Genomic DNA, 19,754 nt, shown 5'->3' with positions numbered 1-19,754 from the left:
CAGCTGTACGACAGGGCCGACGGATGAAAGCTGATCGAAACGTCAGGTGTTTCCAGGAAGAGGCGAAGTGCAAAAAAAGGCCGCCGCACTCTCGTGCGACGGCCCTCGTTCAGCCTGGGATCAGAAGTTGACCTTCAGCCCCAGCGTCACCGCCTGGTCGCGGTAACCGTTGTCGCCGAACTGCTTGCCCACTTCACCCCAGACGTTGACCCGGCTGTTCACCTTGCTGGTGGCGCCGAGCTTCACTTCGAAGATGTCGCTGGCGCCGTCCATCTCGAACTTGCTGCTGCCCATCTTTGCGCCGAAGTCCTTGGAGTTGTGGATCCAGTTGGTCTCCAGGTACGGCTCCACGCCATAGGTGTTGGCGAAGCCGCCAGCCTCGTTGCTGCGCACGGCAGCGCGGGCGCCCAGGCGGGTCATGATGTTGCCGTCGCCCTTGCCGGTAACCTTGGTACCGTTGGCCTCGCGATGGCTGTCAGCCTTGACGCCCATGTACACCACCTGCGCCTGGGGCTGCACGTAGTAGCTGGCGCTCTCGGTCTTCGCCACTTCGAAGGTCTTGCCGGCCTCGATGGAAGCAGTGATGCCCTTGAGGTCGTAGCTCTCCTTGGCCAACTGGTCGCCTTTCACGTCGGCATCGAATTCGTTGTAGAGAATCCAGCTGTCGACGTACGCACCGTTCTCATCGTCCTTGTTCTCGTACCAGGTGCCATAGACGCCCAGGCTGTAGCCGTCGATCTCGCCGCGCGAGCGGTAGCCGGTGACGCGGGACTTGGTCGTCGAGTTGCCGTTGGCGTAGCCGGCCATCACACCCAGTACCCAGTCGCCGTTGTCGGTTTCCTTGCGGTACAGGTCGCTGCCGATCTGCAGCACGTAGCGGTTGGCTTCGGTCTTGAGCTGGCCGGTGCTGTCTTCCCAGCGGGTCGAGCCATCGACGTTGCGCATCCAGAGCATGGAAGTGACTTCCTTGCCGGTATCCGGATCGACGTAGGTCAGGTTGCCGGTGCGATCATGCAGGCGGTGCAGGAACATGGTGTTGGCCGCCGCGATGTTGGCGGTGTAGCTGCCGCCTTCGGGCTGGCGCACGCGGTCCTTGTCGCTGGGCTTCGGCGCTGGGTCCACGGGGCCTGGTTGCTCCGGCGCGGGATCGACCGGATCGGGGTCTTCCGGGGTCGGGTCGACCGGGCCCGGCGGGTCGACTGGCGGCGGATCAACTGGCGGCGGATCAACCGGTGGCGGATCAACCGGCGGCGGGTCAACGGGTGGCGGATCCTCCGGATCGGGATCGTTCGGCTTGTACGAGGTCAGGTACCAGTCGCTGTCCGCACCGGTGGAGCCGACGAAGCTGCCGCCGCGGCGCAGCACGTATTCATAGCCGCCAGCAGTGACGCGGTCGGATTTGAACTCGCCCGCGGAGGTGCCTCCGACGGTGATCATCTCGATCCCCTGTTCGGTTTCGTCGCCCAGCCCGGTGGTGTTGTTGACCGTGACGCGGGTCTCGCCCGAGGTACTGCCGGTGATGGCCAGCTTGTCGGTTTCCGAGGTGTCGTCGCCCAGGTAGGTGTTCATGACCAGATGGCCGCCACCGCTGAAATCGCCATCCACGGTCAGGGTCTTGTAGGTGTATGCGCCGTGTTCGTCGTGGCGGTCATAGACCAGTTGCGCGCCATTGGTGAGCGTCAGGTTGGTGAGGTTGGAGTTGCCGGTCATGAACCACTGGCTGGCGGCGCCATCCATGGCGAGGTCGATCACGCCATCGGTGGCGGTGCTGGTGGTGCCATTGAGGTAGGAGCCGGCGGCCATTTTCAGGTCCAGCTTGCCCTGGTTCTCGGCATAGAGGGCTACGCCTTTGCGGTTGGCTGTGTCGACTGCGGCACTACTGTCGAGCAGGTAGATCGCCGGGTTGTCCGATACGATGCTGGAGTCTGCGCCGTTGGCGGCCATGGCGCGGTTGCCATCGGTGACGATGACCTGAGTGTCGCCTTGCAGGTGCACCTTGCCGCCGCGCATGCCGTTGAAGTCTTCCAGGGTCTGCGCGTAGATACCATAAGCATTCGCGTCGGTGGTCTTGATCTGGGTACTGCCCAGGTTGATCACGCCACCCCGGTTCGCGAAAACAGCATGGGCTGCCTTGCCGGAGGTGGAGATAGTGCTGTCGTCGCCGATGGTGACTTCGGCATCGCCCTTGAAGGTGGCATACCCGGAATCGCGGTTGCCGGCATAGACGGCGTAGCCGTTGCCATCCGAGCCGTTGCTTCCGGCGCCGGTCGTGTTCAGTGTGGCACCGTTGCCGATGATGATCCGGTTGGTGCCACCGTTCTTCGATGTGTTGGCACGTACAGCCATGCCCGAGGTGTTGATGATGGCATCGTCGCCGACGGTGACGGTGGAGTTATAGGCGTTTTCGGTGACGTTGATACCATCGGCGGAGCTGCCAGTGGTGGAGATGGTCAGTTGGTTGACGGTGATCGTGTTGGTCCCGTTATTGGCCTGGATGGCGTCCGCCATGGCGCCCTTGGTCGTGATCGACAATTCATCGAGCGTATAGCGGCTGCTGTTGCCGTAGATGCCAAATCCCTGCAGCGGCATCCCAAGTGCTGGTATCCCGGTAGTCCCCATCTTGGTGCCGGTGTCGATGATCACGGTCGGGAAGCTGTTAGGGTCGAAACCGCTGGTGTAGTACAGCGTGTTGTCGCAGGACAGGGTCGTGTCATTGACCTTGGTGCAATCGGCCTGTGCCAGGCCCACCTGTCCCATGACAGCAATGGCCAGGGCCACGTGCGTGGCCAGAAGGGTTTTGGTAAAGCGCATTGCAAACCTCCTTGCACCCGCCGCCAGAGGGCGATGCGGGGCGGATTACCAGCGCCTTGAGCCTTTCCTGGCGGGTCTACCGGAGGGGAGGTTTCCGGAGCATTTCCTGTTTCGCTGGACGTTTTGGGGAGGCATGGTCGCGAGCTTGTGCGCCACGCCAGATCCGCGGCCGGTAAGGGCTTTGCTGGATCAGTGGGCACATTGTTCAGCGCGTGTTCAGGCAGCCGAATAAGACGAATCTCAATCGGCGGGCGGCGGGAAAGGAGATGGAGAAAAGCTTGATCTATGGCAGGGGCGGCAACCGGACCGGGCATTGCGCGCCGGTCCGGCAAGCAGGCAGGGCCTTACTTGTTCAGCTTGATCACGTCACCGGAAACGGTGGTGGTGTAGCCGGTGAGGACCCAGGCCCAGAACCAGTTTTCCTGCACCTGGGTGTTGATCAGTGCATCTCCGCCCTTGGTCTTGACTGCAACGTTCTGCGCGCGAACGAAGCGGTCGTTCTGCTGGATCGGAATGAAGCCGAACAGCAGGATCCCGGTGGCCTTGCCTTCGCCGTGTCCGATAACGGTGTACTGCTCGGGGCTGTAGGTCTGGGTCTTCATCGGGGTGCCGGTGCAGCCGGCGAGGATGGCAGTGGCCAGCAGGGTGGCGGCGATACGGGTGAACTTCACGTGACTCTCCTGAGATGTAACCCCCGGGACTCTTTCCCAGGGGGCGCGCAGGGTAGCCATCATCGTGATGTTGTGGAAGCCAGCAAGCTGCCGTTGCTGGGCTTTACCTGCTTCAGAACAGAAAATACCGCTGCGCCATCGGCAGCACATCGGCCGGTTCGCACCACAGCAGTTGTCCATCCGCGCGCACCTGATAGTTCTGCGCGTCCACCTCGATGTGCGGCAGGTAGGCGTTATGGATCAGGTCGGTCTTCTGCACGCTGCGGCAGCCCTTCACCACACCGATGGCCTTGCGCAGGCCGAGCTCGTGGTGCACGCCGAGGTCGAATGCGGCCTGGCTGATGAACGTCAGGCTCGTGGCGTGGCGGCTGCCAGCGTAGCTGGCGAACATCGGCCGGTAGTGCACCGGCTGCGGCGTCGGGATCGAGGCGTTGGCATCGCCCATCAGGCTCGCGGCGATGGCGCCGCCCTTGAGGATCAGGCTCGGCTTCACACCGAAGAAGGCCGGGCGCCAGAGCACCAGGTCGGCCAGTTTGCCCACTTCGATGGAGCCCACTTCATGGGCCACGCCGTGGGTGATCGCCGGGTTGATGGTGTACTTGGCGATGTAGCGCTTGGCGCGGAAGTTGTCGTTGCGCGCGCCGTCGCCCTCCAGCGCGCCGCGCTGCTTCTTCATCTTGTCGGCGGTCTGCCAGGTGCGCGTGATCACTTCGCCGACGCGGCCCATGGCCTGGCTGTCGGAGCTGATCATGCTGAAGGCGCCGAGGTCGTGGAGGATGTCCTCGGCGGCGATGGTCTCGCGGCGGATGCGTGACTCGGCGAAGGCCACGTCCTCGGCGATGCTCGGGTCCAGGTGGTGGCAGACCATCAGCATGTCCAGGTGCTCGTCGATGGTGTTGCGGGTGAAGGGCCGGGTCGGGTTGGTCGAGCTGGGCAGCACATTGGCGAAGCCGCAGGCCTTGATGATGTCCGGTGCGTGGCCGCCACCGGCGCCTTCGGTGTGGTAGGTGTGGATGGTGCGGCCCTTGAAGGCGGCCAGGGTGGTTTCGACGAAGCCGGACTCGTTGAGCGTGTCGGTGTGGATCGCCACCTGCACGTCGAGGCGATCGGCCACGGACAGGCAGTTGTCGATCGCCGCCGGGGTGGTGCCCCAGTCTTCGTGCAGCTTCAGGCCGATGGCGCCGGCGCGCACCTGTTCTTCCAGCGGCAGCGGCAGGCTGGCGTTGCCCTTGCCGGTGAAGCCGATGTTCATCGGGAAGGCGTCGGCGGCCTGGAGCATGCGCGCCATGTGCCAGGGCCCCGAGGTGCAGGTGGTGGCGTTGGTGCCGGTGGCCGGTCCGGTGCCGCCGCCGATCATGGTGGTCACGCCGCTCATCAGCGCCTCTTCGATCTGCTGCGGGCAGATGAAGTGGATGTGCGTGTCGATGCCACCGGCGGTGAGGATCATGCCTTCGCCGGCGATCACTTCGGTGCTGGCGCCCAGGGCGATGCTGACGCCGGGCTGGATGTCCGGGTTTCCGGCCTTGCCGATGGCGGCGATGCGCCCGTGCTTGAGGCCGACGTCGGCCTTGACGATGCCCCAGTGGTCGATGATCAGCGCGTTGGTGATCACCGTGTCGACCACTTCGGCGGCACACCGTTGGCCCTGGCCCATGCCGTCGCGGATGACCTTGCCGCCGCCGAACTTCACTTCCTCGCCGTAGACGGTGAAGTCCTGCTCCACCTCGATCCACAGGTTGGTATCGGCCAGCCGAACGCGGTCGCCGACGGTGGGGCCGAACATGTCGGCGTAGGCTTGTCTGCTGATTTTCATTGGGGCTCCCTGGTCGGTACCTGCGTTGACTCGCCCTCACCCCAACCCTCTCCCGGAGGGAGAGGCGGCGGATCGGCGCACTGCGTTTCTCCCTCTCCCCTTGGGAGAGGGCCGGGGTGGGGGGCTGTCAGAGCGCGCCCATCACCCGTCCGGCAAATCCGTAAACCTTTCTCTCGCCCGCCAGTTCCACCAGTTCCACGTCACGACGCTGCCCCGGCTCGAAGCGCACGGCAGTGCCGGCGGGAATGTTCAGGCGCATGCCGCGAGCCGCGTCACGATCAAATAGCAACGCGTCATTGGTCTCGAAGAAGTGGTAGTGCGAGCCGACCTGGATCGGCCGGTCGCCGCTGTTGGCCACCGTCAGGCCCAACGTGCGGCGGCCGGCGTTGAGTTCGATCTCGCCGGGCTGGATGTCGTATTCGCCTGGGATCATGGAGTGCTCCGTGAGTCGAGGTTGAGTTGCATGAAGGTCAGGTCCAGCCAGCGGCCGAACTTCTGGCCTACCTGCGGCATCTGCCCGGTGGTGACGAAGCCCAGGCGTTCGTGCAGGCGGATCGACGCCGCGTTACCGCTCTCGATGGCTGCAACCATCACATGCAGGCCCTGGGCGCGGGCGCGCTGGATCAGCGCCTGCATCAGGATCGGGCCGAGGCCCTTGCCGCGCTGGTCGGCGCGCACGTAGACCGAATGCTCCACGGTTTCGCGGAAGCCATCGAAGGCCCGCCACGGGCCGTAGCTGGCATAACCCAGCACCTCTGCGCCGTCTTCGGCCACCAGCACCGGGAAGCCTTGCTGCGCGCGCAGCTCCAGCCATTGGCGGCGGTTCTCCAGGTCGATGGCGACCTCGTTCCAGATCGCAGTGGTGTTGAGCACGGCGTCGTTGTAGATGTCGCGCAGACTGCCGAGGTCGGCTTGGCTGGCGTCGCGGATGAGCATGTCGGTTCCTCTGTACTGTGGGCGAATGACGCGTAAGGCTTCATCCGCCATTTTCGCCGCCCCTGGGGTGTGGGACGCGCGCGTTCAGGCGATGGGTTGGTGCACAGTGACCAGTTTGGTCCCGTCGGGGAAGGTCGCTTCTACCTGAATCTCCGGGATCATTTCCGGTACTCCCTCCATCACCTGTTCGCGGGTCAGCAGCGTGGTGCCGTAGTGCATCAGGTCAGCAACCGTCTGGCCATCGCGTGCACCTTCGAGCAGCGCGGCGGAGATCAGTGCGATGGCTTCCGGGTAATTGAGCTTCACACCGCGGGCGAGGCGGCGCTCGGCAACCAGGCCGGCGGTGAAGATCAGCAGCTTGTCTTTCTCGCGAGGGGTCAGGTCCATTTCAGGTACTCCAGATTCGGGGAGGAACGGCCTCGCGGCCGAGCAGCGCTGGCCGTAGCCGGCGCCAGAGTTCGATGAGCCAGGCGCGGGCGTGCAGCGCCTCATGGGCGAGGCAGCGGGCGACCACCAGGCCGGGCAGTTGGGTGAGGTTGCCGCGCCCCTGGCAGGGGATGGCGCGGCAGGCCTGGATGAGTGCAGCGTCGATCTGCCCGCTGGCGATCAGCGTGGCCATTACCGGATGGCCGGCGAGGCCGATGGGCGAGTCGAGCAGGCGGTCGCCGCCGTCCACGCGCTGGCGCTCGTGCCACAGGCGCTGGCCGTCACGATGGATATCCAGGGCGGCGGCGAAGTGGCCGTTGTCGAAGCGCTCGCCGCTGGCCGGGCGACCGAGGGCGACGATGTCCCAGTAGAACAGCCGGGCGTCGTGTTCGAGATCGATGCAGGTAGCCAGCTCCGCCTGGGCGCCGGAATAGACGATGGTTTCCTGCGGTAGCCATTCCAGGGTGGCGCCGGGCGCGACACGCAGTTTCAATTGCTGTTTTGCCGGACACGTGGCGCGGTACCACTTGGCTGCGCCGGGGCTGGTGAGCTGTGCCCAACTGCCGGCGCCGGCGTGGATATCCAGGTCCAGGGTGTCGCCGCCGGCGATGCCGCCGGGCGGGTGCACCACGATGTGCTGGCAGACCTGTGGGCCTTCTGCGTAGAGGTGCTTCTGCACCCGCAACGGGCCGAGATGCCTTCGCGTGACTGGGCGGGTGCAGTCGCCGACGCGGGCATAGGCCAGCTCGAGCTCGGCGTGCCAGGCAGGGTGGAAGAGGGTGGCCGGTGCGTTCATGGGCAGCTTCGAAAACGAAGGATGCACATGACAGTGCAAGCGTCGTGCCGGGGTGCGCCAGGATAGTGCGTGGCCACTGCCTGGCTAGGTGAAGCTCAGGTATGGCGCGGGATTGACGGCGATGGAGGTGATTGTCCGATCGGTCAGGTATTGGCGCGGTTGCGGTGCGTTATCGCCAGGCGTGCACCATGTTGGTGCAATGGCCGTGGGGCGAGCTTGCTCGCGAACAGTTGGTCAGACTAACGCCGGAATCATCGGTTGAATCGGCGGTTCGCGAGCAAGAACTGGGCGTTTCGCTCGCTTCTACTGGGCGAGCTGCTTGCGCATGTACACCCGGCGGAAACCGTTCTCGACCTTGCGCGCGTACTCCTGGTAACCGTTCTTCGCGTACAGCTCGATGTTCTCGGTCATCCGCTCGTTGGTATAGAGGTACAACGACGCGTAGCCCAATTGCGCGGCGGTTTGCTCAGCATGGATCAGCAGGGTGCGGCCGATGCCCTGGCCGGCGCATTCGGGCAGCACGGCGATGTTGTCGAGCAGGAAGCCCTCGTCGGTCTCGCGCATCACCAGCAGGCCGACGGGGACGCCGTCCTGTTCGGCGATGAGCACGCGGTCCTCGGCGATGATGGCGTGGTAGTCATCCAGCATCGGCCCCGGCTTGCGGCCGAGGGTGGGAATCCACTGGGCGTAGGCGGCGGCCACGCAGACTGCGGCGAAGCCGGCGTCGTCATTGACGGCGGGGCGCAGGATGAGGGGCATGACGAACTCCGGAAAGAACAGTACGGGGCCTGGCAGCTTGCCACTGGCCGCCGTCATGCGCCAGTGACAGGTCGTCTCGGCGTCGGGCGTGGTTCGCGAGGCCGAATTCGTTCCCTACGGATAACGGCATTCCCCACATCCCTGTGGGTCACAAGCTCGCTCCTACAAGGAGCATGCAGGCCCGACCTGTAGGAGCGAGCTTGCTCGCGAACCGGCGCAGAATGCCGTCGCCTCAGATGGTCACCAACCCCCGCACGCCCTCGGCTTCCATGTCCACGCCGCGCCCCTGCTGGACGATTTCCCCGCGCGACATCACCAGGTACTGGTCCGCCAGCTCGGCGGCGAAGTCATAGAACTGCTCCACCAGCAGGATGGCCATGTCGCCGCGCTCGGCAAGCTTGCGGATCACCGCGCCGATCTCCTTGATCACCGAGGGCTGGATACCTTCGGTGGGCTCGTCGAGGATCAGCAGGCGCGGCTTGCTGGCCAGGGCGCGACCGATGGCGAGCTGTTGCTGCTGGCCGCCGGAGAGGTCGCCGCCGCGGCGCTGCTTCATTTCCTTGAGCACAGGGAACAGCTCATAAATGTGCTCGGGCACCGTCTTGGCCTCGCTGGCGCCGAAGCGCGACAAGCCCATCAGCAGGTTTTCCTCCACCGTCAGCCGGGGAAAGATTTCCCGCCCCTGCGGCACGTAGGCGATGCCGGCGTGTACGCGCTGGTGCGGCTTGAACCCGGTGATCGGTTTGCCTTCCCAACTGACCTTGCCTTCCTTGGCCGGCACCAGGCCCATCAGGCAGCGCAGCAGCGTGGTCTTGCCCACGCCGTTGCGGCCGAGCAGGCAGGTGACCTCGCCGATCTTCGCGTCGAACGACAGGCCACGGAGGATGTGGCTGCCGCCGTAGTACTGGTGGAGCTTGTCGACTTGCAGCATGTGCGTATTCCTTGGAGTCGGGCTGCGGCGGATAACGCTGCGCGTTATGCGCCCTACGGTTGGCTCTGGCGTGGGGCGAATGAAGCGGAACGCTTCATCCGCCATCGGTCTAGCGCCCCAGATAGACTTCAATGACCTGCTCATTCGCCTGCACTTCCTCCAGCGAACCCTCGGCCAGCACATGCCCCTGGTGCAGCACGCTGACGTGGTCGGCGATGCTGCCGACGAAGCCCATGTCGTGCTCCACCACCATCAGCGAGTGCTTGCCGGCGAGGGACTTGAACAGCTCGGCGGTGAACTCGGTCTCGGCGTCGGTCATGCCTGCCACTGGTTCGTCCAGCAGCAGGAGTTGTGGCTCCTGTACCAGCAGCATGCCGATCTCGAGGAACTGCTTCTGCCCGTGGGAGAGCAGCCCGGCGGGGCGATTGCGCGACTCGCGCAGGCGGATGATGGTGAGGACTTCCTCGATGCGGTCCTTCTGCTCACCGGACAGCTTCGCCCTGAGGCTGGCCCACACCGACTTGTCGGTCTTCTGCGCGAGCTCCAGGTTCTCGAACACCGAAAGCGCCTCGAACACCGTGGGTTTCTGGAACTTGCGGCCGATGCCGGCCTGGGCGATGTCCACCTCGCTCATGCGGGTGAGATCGAGGGTTTCGCCGAAGTAGGCCTTGCCGTTGTCCGGGCGGGTCTTGCCGGTGATCACGTCCATCAGCGTGGTCTTGCCCGCGCCGTTGGGGCCGATGATGCAGCGCAGTTCGCCGACGCCGATGTACAGCGTCAGGTCGCGCAGGGCGCGGAAGCCGTCGAAGCTGACGTTGATGTCTTCCAGGGTGAGGATGGTGCCGTGGCGCACGTCCAGCTGGCCGCTGGCGCTCGAACCGAGGCCGATGGCATCGCGGCTGGCGCCGGGGTCACGGTTGGGATCGTAGGCCGGTTCCAGCATCAGGTGGGGGACCGCTCTCATTGCTCTTTCTCCCGCTTGATCAGGCCGAGGATGCCGCGCGGCAGGTACAGGGTGACGAGGATGAACAGCGCGCCGAGGAAGAACAGCCAGTACTCGGGGAAGGCCACGGTGAACCAGCTCTTCGCGCCGTTCACCACACCGGCGCCAAGCAGCGGGCCGATCAGCGTGCCGCGTCCGCCGAGGGCGACCCAGACGGCGGCTTCGATGGAGTTGGTCGGCGACATCTCGCTGGGGTTGATGATGCCCACCAGCGGCACGAACAGTGCGCCGGCCAAGCCGCAGATCACCGCGGAGAGTGTCCAGACGAACAGCTTGTAGCCGCGCGGGTCGTAGCCGCAGAACATCAGGCGGTTCTCCGCGTCGCGCAGGGCGGTGAGTACCCGGCCGAACTTGCTGCGTGCCAGGGCGAAACCGACCGCGAGGCTGGCCGCCAGCAGCACGACGATGGCGATGAACAGGGCCACTCGCGTGCCCGGCGCGGTGATGGAGAAGCCGAGGATGCTGCGAAAGTTGGTGAAGCCGTTGTTGCCGCCAAAGCCGGTCTCGTTGCGGAAGAACAGCAGCATGCCGGCGAAGGTCAGCGCCTGGGTCATGATCGAGAAGTACACGCCCTTGATCCGCGAACGGAAGGCGAAGAAACCGAACACCAGGGCCAGCAGCCCGGGCGCCAGCACCACCAGGCACAGCGCCCAGAGGAAGTGTTGGGTGCCGGCCCAGTACCAGGGCAGCTCCGTCCAGGAAAGGAAGGTCATGAAAGCGGGCAACTGGTCGCCGGCCGCCTCGCGCATCAGGTACATGCCCATGGCATAGCCGCCCAGGGCGAAGAACAACCCATGGCCCAAGGACAGCAGGCCGGCGTAGCCCCACACCAGGTCCAGCGCCAGCGCGACGATGGCGTAGCAGAGGATCTTGCCGGTGAGCGTCAGCCCGTAGGCGGACAGGTGCAGCGCGTTGCTCTCCGGCAGCAGGTGCAGCAACGGCAGGATCAGCAGCGCGACGAGCGCGGTCCCGACGATGCCGGCGGTGAGTTTCGGGCCGGCCTTCTGCGCGGCCGTGACGGTAAGTGGCTGGTTCACGAGTCAATCTCCCCGGCTTCTTGTAGGAGCGAGCTTGCTCGCGAACAGGTTTCCCGTTGGCTTCGGAGTTGGGCGGGTTCGCGAGCAAGCTCGCTCCTACAAAAGAAGCCTTGTTCGAGCATGGATGTTTTCATCAATCGATGACCCTCCCTTTCAGAGCGAAGAGCCCCTGCGGACGTTTCTGGATGAACAGGATGATCAGCGCGAGGATCAGGATCTTGCCCAGCACCGCGCCGATCTGCGGTTCGAGGATCTTGTTCGCCACGCCCAGGCCGAAGGCGGCGAACACGCTGCCGGCGAGCTGGCCAACACCGCCGAGCACCACCACCAGGAAGGAGTCGATGATGTAGCTCTGGCCCAGGTCCGGGCCGACGTTGCCGACCTGCGACAGCGCCACGCCACCGAGGCCGGCGATGCCCGAGCCGAGGCCGAAGGCGAGCATGTCCACGCGGCCGGTGGGCACGCCGCAGCACGCGGCCATGTTGCGGTTCTGGGTGACGGCGCGCACGTTCAGGCCCAGCCGCGTGCGGTTGAGCAGCAGCCAGGTAAGCGCCAGCACGAACAGCGCGAAGCCGATGATGACGATACGGTTCCACGGCAGCACGAGGTTGGGCAGCACCTGGATGCCACCGGACAGCCAGGCCGGGTTGGCGACCTCGACGTTCTGCGCACCGAACAGCACGCGCACCAGCTGGATCAGCACCAGGCTGATGCCCCAGGTGGCGAGCAGGGTTTCCAGCGGGCGACCGTAGAGATGGCGGATCACCGTGCGCTCCAGGGCCATGCCGACGCACGCGGTGACCAGGAAGGCCACCGGCAAGGCCAGCAACGGGTACAGCTCCAGCACGCCGGGCGCGTAACGCTGGCAGAGCAGCTGCACCACGTAGGTGGAGTAGGCGCCGAGCATCAGCATCTCGCCGTGGGCCATGTTGATCACCCCGAGCAGCCCGTAAGTGATCGCCAGGCCCAGGGCGGCGAGCAGCAGGATCGAGCCCAGCGACAGGCCGCTGAAGGCCTGGCCGAACAGGTCGCCCATCAGCAGCCGGCGCTTCACCTGGCCGAGGCTGGTGGCGGCGGCGGTGCGCACGGACTCATCCGGTTCCACGGCGGGGTCGAGGAGGTTTTCCAGGCGGGTGCGTGCCTGCGGATCGCCGGATTCGCCGAGCAGGCGTACGGCGGACAGGCGCACTGCTGGCGCCGGATCGGCCAGCTGCAGGTTGGCCAGGGCCAGTTGCAGCGCGGCCTTGACGCCGTCGTCGGACTCTTCGTTGAGGCGGTATTCGAGGAGCGTGCGTTGCGCGGGGCGTGCGCTTTTCTGCAACTGCCGTGCGGCTTCCAGGCGCACCTCGGCGTTGTCGGCGACCAACTGGTGGCTGGCCATGGCGGTATTCACCAGGCCGCGCAGGCGATTGTTCAGGCGCAGCTTGTCGGGTTCACCGACCGGTCCCGCGCCACCCTCGGCGGCGTGGTACTGCTGGTCGTCGCCCAGGAGAAAGGCGCGGTTCTGTGCGTCGAGGGCCAGGCGGCCGGACTGGATGGCCTCCAGCAGGGGCAGGCGGTCGGCGTCGGGCGCGGCGGCCCATTGTTCAAGCAGTTTCGCGCGGCCGTCGTTGTCGGCACTGGCGAAGTCCTGTGCGGGGCCGGCGAAAGCCAGCTGTGGAAGCAGCGCGGCCAGTGCAATGGCGAAGTGACGGAAAAGGTGAAGCAAGGCAGTGGGCATTGGCGTATTCCCTGGGCAGCCGTGTGGGCGTTTTGCCCTCTCCCTGTCCCTCTCCCTGAAGGGAGAGGTGACGTTCCGCCGGCCTCGGGAGTGGCCGGTCGCGCCGTGCTATCGGCAACGCGCCGAACGGCTCCCTCTCCCTTCAGGGAGAGGGCTGGGGAGAGGGACTTTGCGGACTGGCACTCAGTTACTACGCACCGCGTAATCCGGCTTCTTGTCGTTGCCCGGAATGAACGGGCTCCACGGTTGGGCGCGGATCGGCTCGGGGGTCTTCCAGACCACGTTGAACTGACCGTTGTCCTCGATCTCGCCGATCATCACCGGCTTGTGCAGGTGGTGGTTGGTCTTGTCCATGGTCAGGGTGAAGCCCGACGGCGCCTTGAAGGTCTGCCCGCCCATGGCCTCGCGGACCTTGTCGACGTCGGTGCTGCCGGCCTTCTGCACGGCCTGCGCCCACATGTGGATGCCGACGTAGGTGGCCTCCATCGGGTCGTTGGTCACGGCGGTGCTGTAGTTGGGCAGGTTCTTGGCTTTGGCGTAGGCCTTCCAGTCAGCGACGAACTTGGTGTTCTCCGGGTTCTTCACCGACTCGAAGTAGTTCCACGCGGCGAGGTTGCCCACCAGCGGCTTGGTGTCGATGCCGCGCAATTCCTCCTCGCCCACGGAGAAGGCCACCACCGGCACTTCGGTGGCTTCCAGGCCCTGGTTGGCCAGTTCCTTGTAGAACGGCACGTTGGAGTCGCCGTTGACGGTGGAGATCACCGCGGTCTTGCCGCCGGCGGAGAACTTCTTGATGTCGGCGACGATGGTCTGGTAGTCGCTGTGGCCGAACGGCGTGTAGACCTCCTGGATGTCCTTGTCGCCCACGCCCTTGCTGTGCAGGAAGGCGCGCAGGATCTTGTTGGTGGTGCGCGGGTAGACGTAGTCGGTGCCGAGCAGGAAGAAGCGCTTGGCGGCGCCGCCATCTTCGCTCATCAGGTATTCCACCGCCGGGATGGCCTGCTGGTTCGGTGCGGCGCCGGTGTAGAAGACGTTGGGCGACATTTCCTCACCCTCGTACTGCACCGGGTAGAACAACAGGCCGTTGAGTTCCTCGAACACCGGCAACACGGACTTGCGCGACACGCTGGTCCAGCAGCCGAAGACCACCGCGACCTTGTCCTGGGTCAGCAGCTGGCGCGCCTTCTCGGCGAACAGCGGCCAGTTGGAGGCCGGGTCGACCACCACCGCTTCGAGCTTCTTGCCGTTCACTCCGCCCTTGGCGTTGATCTCGTCGATGGTCATCAGCGCCATGTCCTTGAGCGAGGTCTCGGAGATCGCCATGGTGCCGGACAGCGAATGCAGGATGCCGACCTTGATGGTCTCGGCAGCCTGGGTGCTGAACGGGAACAGACCGGTGAGCAGCAGGGCACTCACGGCCAGCGTACTTTGCAACAGCGGACGACGTTTCATCGCGGCAGCCTCCTTGGCTATCCAGGGGCGGGGAGTTGCCGTCGGCGGCAGCTTCCCCGGAAATGGGGCGATCCTTGAGCGGGATCGAAGCTGCCATCGCAGCATCCGTGCCAAACAGGCAAAAGCCTCGGCGCAGATGGGCTGAACGCGATTTTCTGTCGTATTGGTGAGGTTTTTCAGTGCGCAGCTTTGGTGCGCCAAACGCCAAATGGTGCGCGGCGCTCCCCAAAGGAGCGCGTCATTGCGGGATGAAGTAGCCGCGCACGCCGGTCATGATGATCTGCGCGGCGAGGGCGCAGACGAACAGCCCCATCAGGCGGCTGACGATCATCAGGCCCTGCTCGCCGAGGACCTTCTCGATCTTGTCGGAGAGGTAGAGCGTCACACCCACGGTCAGGCAGGCCAGGAAGATCGCCGCCAGGGACAGCAGCTTGTGCTCCCAGTCCTGGTTCACGCCCATCACCAGCAACGCACCGATGGTGCCGGGGCCGACGGTGATGGGGATGGTCAGCGGGACGATGGTGACGTCCTGTTGCACGTTGTCCGCCTGCACTGCCGAGCGCCCTTGCGCCATGCCCAGCGCGGAGATGAACAGCACGGAGCCGGCGCCGATGCGGAAGGCGTCGGCGGTGATGCCGAAGAGCGTGAAGATGTAGCGCCCGAACAGATACAGCAGCACGCTGGCGATCAGCGCCGCCAGGGCCACGCGCCAGGCCATGCGCTTGCGGTCGCGGGGGGCGAAGCCGCGGTTCAGGCTGATGAAGCAGGAGAGCACGAAGAAGGGGCTGTAGAGCACCAGCATCTTCAGGTACACGCTGAACATCGCTTGCATGGGAACGACTCGTCCGGATTGAGAGGGCGCGGCTGGGCAAAGCATAGCGGGTGGGACGGCGGGTGGCATTGCGGCGGGGCAATTGCCGCTGGGGCCGTCAGGTTGTGTAGGAGGTGATCCTGAGCCTGTAGGCGCGAGGGGGACGCCATCGTTATTGCTCGCGAACGGATTTGCCGGCGGCATCAGAGTGAGGCGGGTTCGCGAGCAAGCTCGCTCCTACAAGGCCTCCTGGCTGCTCGGCGCAGTGCTTGATCCGCTCCCACCGGGATAAGAAGTGCGGCAGGTCAGGAAGGCAGTGCGTCGCTCTGCTGCTGGCGCAGGCGGCGATCACGTTCGCCGACCCAGTAGGCCACCAGCTCGCGCAGCTGCGACAGCTCCACCGGCTTGGCCATGTGGCCGTCCATGCCTACCAGTCGCGCGCGTTCCTTGTGCTCGCTGAGGATGTGCGCGGTGAGCGCCACCACCGGGGTGTGCGGGCGGTGCTCGCTGGCTTCCCAGGCGCGCAGGCGCTCGGTGGCGGAGAAGCCGTCGAGTACCGGCATCTCGCAGTCCATCAGCACCAGGTCGTACTGGGTGGACTTCATCGCGGCGAGGGCTTCCTCGCCATTGCTGGCGGTATCCGGTTGCAGATTGAGCTTGCTCAGCATGCCGCGGATGACCTTGGTGGAGATGCTGTTGTCCTCGGCGACGAGGATGCGGAAGTCGCTTGGCGGCACGTTGGACACCGGCTCGCTGGTCGGCGAGAGGTAGTTGCTCACGCCGCTCGGGCCGCGCTGCGACAGCTCCTCGGCGAGGGTCGCCTTGAGCGTGTAGCCGGCCACCGGCTTGGCCAGGATGCGCTTGATCCCGGCGTTGCGGGCGATGATCTTGCTCGGCGCGTTGCTGATGCCGGTGAGCATGATCAGCAGGATGTCGTGGTTGAGGTTCGGGTCTTCCTGGATCTTGGTGGCCAGCTGCATGCCGGTCATGCCGGGCATGTCCTGGTCCAGCAGGACCACGTCGAAGTACTCGCGCAGGTGCGCCTTGGTACGCAACTGGGCCAGCGCTTCCTTGCCCGAAGACACCGCGCTGACGTTCATGCCCCAGGCGCTGCACTGCTGCACCACCACCTTGCGGCAGGTCTGGTTGTCGTCCACCACCAGCAGGCGTGCGCCCTGCAGCGGGCTGTCGAGGTCGGCGCCGGCCTGGTCGATCTGCTGTGGGTCCAGTGGCAGGCTGAGCCACAGCAGGTTGCCCGCGCCTTCGGCGCTGTTGCCGCTCTCAATGCCGCTCTCTATTCCAAAGTCGCCCGACATCAGGCGGATCAGCTGGCGCGCGATGATCAGGCCGAGGCGGCTGCTCATGCGGGTGGCGGAGAGGAAGTCGCGGCTATGCAATTCGGCGGTGAGCAGCGCCTGGCGGTCGGCGCTGTCCAGGGGCCTGCCGCTGTCCTGCACGGCGATGCGCAGGCGTGGGCGCTCGGCCGGGCCGTCGAGGGCGACGACGAGAAGGATCTCGCCCTCGTCGGTCTGCTTGAAGGCATTGTCCAGCAGGCTCAGCACGGCCTGGCGCAGGCGCGTCGGGTCGCCACTGATGATGCGTGGCACTTGCGGCTGGGTGAAGCTGATCAGCTCGACCTTCTGCTGTTCGGCCTTGGCGCGGAAGATCGCCAGGCAGTCCTCGATCAGCGCGCCGAGGTCGAACTGCACCTCGTCCAGTTCGATCTGACCGGACTCCAGCTTGGAGATGTCGAGGATCTCGTTGATCAGCGAGAGCAACTCGTTGCCCGCACTGTGGATGGTCTGTACGTAGTCGCGCTGCTTGGCCGAGAGCGGGGTGCCGAGCAGCAGCTCGGTCATGCCCAGCACTCCGTTCATGGGGGTGCGGATCTCGTGGCTGATCTTGGCCAGGAAGTCGCCCTTGGCCTTGAGTTCGGCAACGTTGGCGGCACGCACGCGGCTGGCGGCGAAATGGTCGTTCTGGATCTTCCGCTGGCGTTCGGCCAGGGCCAGGCTGAGCAGGAAGCCGACCACCGCCGAAAGCCCCAGCAGGCCGCTGCCGAGCCATTCGGCGCGGGTCGCCGCATAGCCCAGCAGCGACGGCAGGCACAGGCACCAGATCACGACGAAGAGGCCCATGCCGATAGCGAACAGGCGCGCCGGGCGGTAGGCGTGGATCCAGTAGTAGACCGCGACGCCGAGCATGCCCAGGGTCACCAGGGTGATCAGCCCGTACACCAGGCTGCTGACGGACAGGGAGAACAACAGGTTGAGCGCGATGCCCAGCACCACGAGTGCGGCGGTGCCGCCCAGCAGCAGGCGCCTGAGCGGCAGGCGCGGGCTGAGGCCCGAGAAGAAGCTGGCGGTATAGCCCAGCGCGCAGAACAGCGTCACCACCAGGCAGGCCAGGGCGGCTATTGGCTGCAGCGACTGGCTGTTGCCGTACCAGGGGCTGAGCAGGCCGAACAGGTTGAGGCAGGCCAGCAGCAGGCTGGCGTGTACGCCGGCCAGCCACAGTCCGCTGGCAACGCGGGTGTAGGCGAAGCGCACGAGGTTGTAGGCCAGCAGCATGGCCAGGCAGCCGATCAGCACGCCGAAGTGCAGCGGGCGCTGGTCGTTGCTCGGCTGGCCGGCGGCCTCGATGCTGATGTTCGGCCGCAGTGGCATCGTCGAGGCGAGGCGCAGGTAGAGGTCCAGCGGCTCGGCGGCGGCGCGCAGGGGAATCACCAGGTCACTGTTGAGCAGCGGGCGCTGCACCGGGGAGAGGTTGCCGGCGCTCTTCTGCTCGAGCACCTTCTGCCCGTCGAGAATGAACATCTCGAAGCTGTCCAGGCTCGGCGCGAACAGGCGCAGTTGCTGGGGCTCGTCGCTGGCGGGAAGACGGAAGTGCAGCCAGGTCGCGCCGGGGCCGGCGGGGGCGTGCAGGTCGTTGATGTCGAGGGGGCTGAAGAGGGTGCGGTAGCGCGGGGAGATTACGTCCTGCAGCTGCAGGCGGGCGTCACTGTCGTGGAGCTGGGACCAGCCGGGATCCTGGCTTGCCGCGTAGGTCGGAAGACAGACCAGAGCGGCCAGCAGCAAGCTGACGAGGAGTCCTGTGGCAGTCCAGAGCCGACGCACGGCGAAGTCCCTTCGGTAGTGAGTGGGCGGATTATAGCCAAGTGTGCTGAAGGCCGTAATCCACCCGTGCACGCGGGGACCGGTGCAGCGGAGGCGTCCGACGAAGGACGCCTCCGGCCGTCGGATCAGCCTTCGCCGCGCTCGCGGGCGATGGCGCGATAACCGATGTCGGTGCGGTAGAAACTGCCGTTCCAGCGAATCTTCTCGGCCAGGCGGTAAGCCTGTTGCTGCGCGGAGGAAACGGTCGGGCCAATGGCCGTGGCGCATAGTACGCGGCCGCCGGCGGTGACGATCTGACCGTCCTTGAGCGCGGTGCCGGCGTGGAACACTTTGCCGTCGAGCTTGGCGGCTTCGTCCAGGCCTTCGATGACGTCACCCTTGGCGTAGTCGCCCGGGTAGCCGCCCGCGGCGATCACCACGCCCACGGTGGGACGTGGGTCCCAGGTGGCTTCGACCTTGTCCAGCGCCTTGGCCAGCGCAGCTTCGACCAGCAGGACCAGGGAGCTTTCCAGGCGGACCATGATCGGCTGGGTTTCCGGGTCGCCGAAGCGGCAGTTGAACTCGATGACCTTCGGCTTGCCGCTCTTGTCGATCATCAGGCCGGCATACAGGAAGCCGGTGTAGACATTGCCTTCCTCGGCCATGCCGCGCACGGTCGGGTAGATCACTTCGTCCATCACGCGCTGGTGCACGTCGGCGGTCACCACCGGTGCGGGCGAGTAAGCGCCCATGCCGCCGGTGTTCGGGCCGCTGTCGCCGTCACCGACGCGCTTGTGGTCCTGGCTGGTGGCCATGGGCAGCACGTTCTGGCCGTCGACCATGACGATGAAGCTGGCTTCCTCGCCGTCGAGGAACTCTTCGATCACCACGCGCGAACCGGCGTCACCGAAGGCGTTGCCGGCGAGCATGTCGCGCACGGCTTCTTCGGCTTCGGCCAGGGTCATGGCGACGATCACACCCTTGCCCGCGGCCAGGCCGTCGGCCTTGATGACGATGGGTGCGCCTTTCTCTTTCAGGTAGGCCAGCGCTGGCTCGACTTCGGTGAAGTTCTGGTAGTCGGCGGTGGGGATCTGGTGGCGTGCGAGGAAGTCCTTGGTGAAGGCCTTGGAGCCTTCCAGCTGGGCGGCGCCGGCGGTGGGGCCGAAGATGTCCAGGCCACGGCTGCGGAACAGATCAACCACGCCTTTGACCAGCGGAGCCTCGGGGCCGACGATGGTCAGTTGCACGTTCTTCGCGGCGAAATCAGCCAGTTCTTCCAGGGCCAGTACGTCGATGGCGACGTTCTCGCACTTGGCTTCGGTGGCGGTGCCGGCGTTGCCCGGCGCGACGAAGACCTTCTGCACGCGCGAATCCTGCGCGACCTTCCAGGCCAGCGCGTGCTCGCGACCGCCGCTGCCGATGATGAGTACGTTCATTGGAGTTCTCCTGAACAGTTCCGGCAGTGCCGGATCGTTGGGTATCGCTTCGCTCCA

The 19,754-nt window shown here is 65.6% G+C and carries 16 protein-coding genes; all 16 read right to left on the bottom strand.

Annotation, left to right across the window (positions count from 1 at the left end):
* Window positions 1-120: 120 nt before the first annotated feature.
* Window positions 121-2,811, bottom strand: coding sequence for an autotransporter outer membrane beta-barrel domain-containing protein (locus RS899_RS23185; RefSeq protein WP_315808171.1), 2,691 nt, complete (start codon window positions 2,809-2,811; stop codon window positions 121-123).
* 344 nt (window positions 2,812-3,155) lie between these two features.
* Window positions 3,156-3,482, bottom strand: coding sequence for a hypothetical protein (locus RS899_RS23180; RefSeq protein ID WP_054906414.1), 327 nt, complete (start codon window positions 3,480-3,482; stop codon window positions 3,156-3,158).
* A 112-nt stretch (window positions 3,483-3,594) separates the two neighbouring features.
* A complete protein-coding gene (ureC, locus tag RS899_RS23175; protein ID WP_315808170.1) occupies window positions 3,595-5,295 on the bottom strand; it encodes an urease subunit alpha in 1,701 nt (566 codons plus the stop codon).
* Window positions 5,296-5,422: 127 nt separating this feature from the next.
* Complete coding sequence (locus RS899_RS23170; protein ID WP_054906416.1) at window positions 5,423-5,728, bottom strand: urease subunit beta; 306 nt, start codon at window positions 5,726-5,728, stop codon at window positions 5,423-5,425.
* Window positions 5,725-6,231, bottom strand: a complete 507-nt coding sequence (locus RS899_RS23165) for a GNAT family N-acetyltransferase (RefSeq protein WP_054906417.1) — start codon at window positions 6,229-6,231, stop codon at window positions 5,725-5,727. Before RS899_RS23165 ends, RS899_RS23170 begins: the two co-directional genes overlap by 4 nt.
* Window positions 6,232-6,315: 84 nt before the next feature.
* Window positions 6,316-6,618 carry an urease subunit gamma gene (locus tag RS899_RS23160; RefSeq protein ID WP_045216369.1) on the bottom strand — a complete coding sequence of 101 codons (303 nt, stop codon included), beginning with the start codon at window positions 6,616-6,618 and terminating at the stop codon, window positions 6,316-6,318.
* Window position 6,619: 1 nt separating this feature from the next.
* A complete protein-coding gene (locus tag RS899_RS23155) occupies window positions 6,620-7,453 on the bottom strand; it encodes an urease accessory protein UreD (protein WP_315808169.1) in 834 nt (277 codons plus the stop codon).
* 303 nt (window positions 7,454-7,756) lie between these two features.
* Entirely contained in the window at window positions 7,757-8,212 is a 456-nt protein-coding gene (locus RS899_RS23150; RefSeq protein WP_054906428.1) for a GNAT family N-acetyltransferase, read from the bottom strand.
* Between the two features lie 232 nt (window positions 8,213-8,444).
* Window positions 8,445-9,143 (bottom strand): urea ABC transporter ATP-binding subunit UrtE, encoded by a 699-nt coding sequence (urtE, locus tag RS899_RS23145; protein ID WP_315808168.1) that lies wholly within the window; start codon window positions 9,141-9,143, stop codon window positions 8,445-8,447.
* Between the two features lie 109 nt (window positions 9,144-9,252).
* Window positions 9,253-10,107, bottom strand: a complete 855-nt coding sequence (gene urtD, locus RS899_RS23140; protein ID WP_315808167.1) for an urea ABC transporter ATP-binding protein UrtD — start codon at window positions 10,105-10,107, stop codon at window positions 9,253-9,255.
* The gene (urtC, locus tag RS899_RS23135; protein WP_233297308.1) at window positions 10,104-11,183 is read right to left on the bottom strand and encodes an urea ABC transporter permease subunit UrtC; all 1,080 of its coding nucleotides are present in this window, start codon (window positions 11,181-11,183) and stop codon (window positions 10,104-10,106) included. Before urtC ends, urtD begins: the two co-directional genes overlap by 4 nt.
* 133 nt (window positions 11,184-11,316) lie before the next feature.
* Window positions 11,317-12,903, bottom strand: a complete 1,587-nt coding sequence (gene urtB, locus RS899_RS23130) for an urea ABC transporter permease subunit UrtB (RefSeq protein ID WP_233297307.1) — start codon at window positions 12,901-12,903, stop codon at window positions 11,317-11,319.
* A 183-nt stretch (window positions 12,904-13,086) separates the two neighbouring features.
* Window positions 13,087-14,355 carry an urea ABC transporter substrate-binding protein gene (gene urtA / locus RS899_RS23125; RefSeq protein WP_315808166.1) on the bottom strand — a complete coding sequence of 423 codons (1,269 nt, stop codon included), beginning with the start codon at window positions 14,353-14,355 and terminating at the stop codon, window positions 13,087-13,089.
* Between the two features lie 238 nt (window positions 14,356-14,593).
* The gene (locus RS899_RS23120; protein WP_054906424.1) at window positions 14,594-15,187 is read right to left on the bottom strand and encodes a MarC family protein; all 594 of its coding nucleotides are present in this window, start codon (window positions 15,185-15,187) and stop codon (window positions 14,594-14,596) included.
* Between the two features lie 284 nt (window positions 15,188-15,471).
* On the bottom strand, window positions 15,472-18,282 hold the full coding sequence (locus RS899_RS23115) for a hybrid sensor histidine kinase/response regulator (protein WP_315808165.1): 2,811 nt from the start codon (window positions 18,280-18,282) through the stop codon (window positions 15,472-15,474).
* Between the two features lie 125 nt (window positions 18,283-18,407).
* The gene (gene purD / locus RS899_RS23110; RefSeq protein ID WP_064979549.1) at window positions 18,408-19,697 is read right to left on the bottom strand and encodes a phosphoribosylamine--glycine ligase; all 1,290 of its coding nucleotides are present in this window, start codon (window positions 19,695-19,697) and stop codon (window positions 18,408-18,410) included.
* Between the last annotated feature and the right edge of the window lie 57 nt (window positions 19,698-19,754).

This window comes from Pseudomonas sp. C9-3 (assembly GCF_032392015.1).
In the GTDB taxonomy this organism is placed as follows: Bacteria; Pseudomonadota; Gammaproteobacteria; order Pseudomonadales; family Pseudomonadaceae; genus Pseudomonas; species Pseudomonas nitroreducens.
The sequence above is the reverse complement of the archived record's forward strand: the minus strand, read 5'-3'. Positions and strand labels throughout refer to the sequence as shown.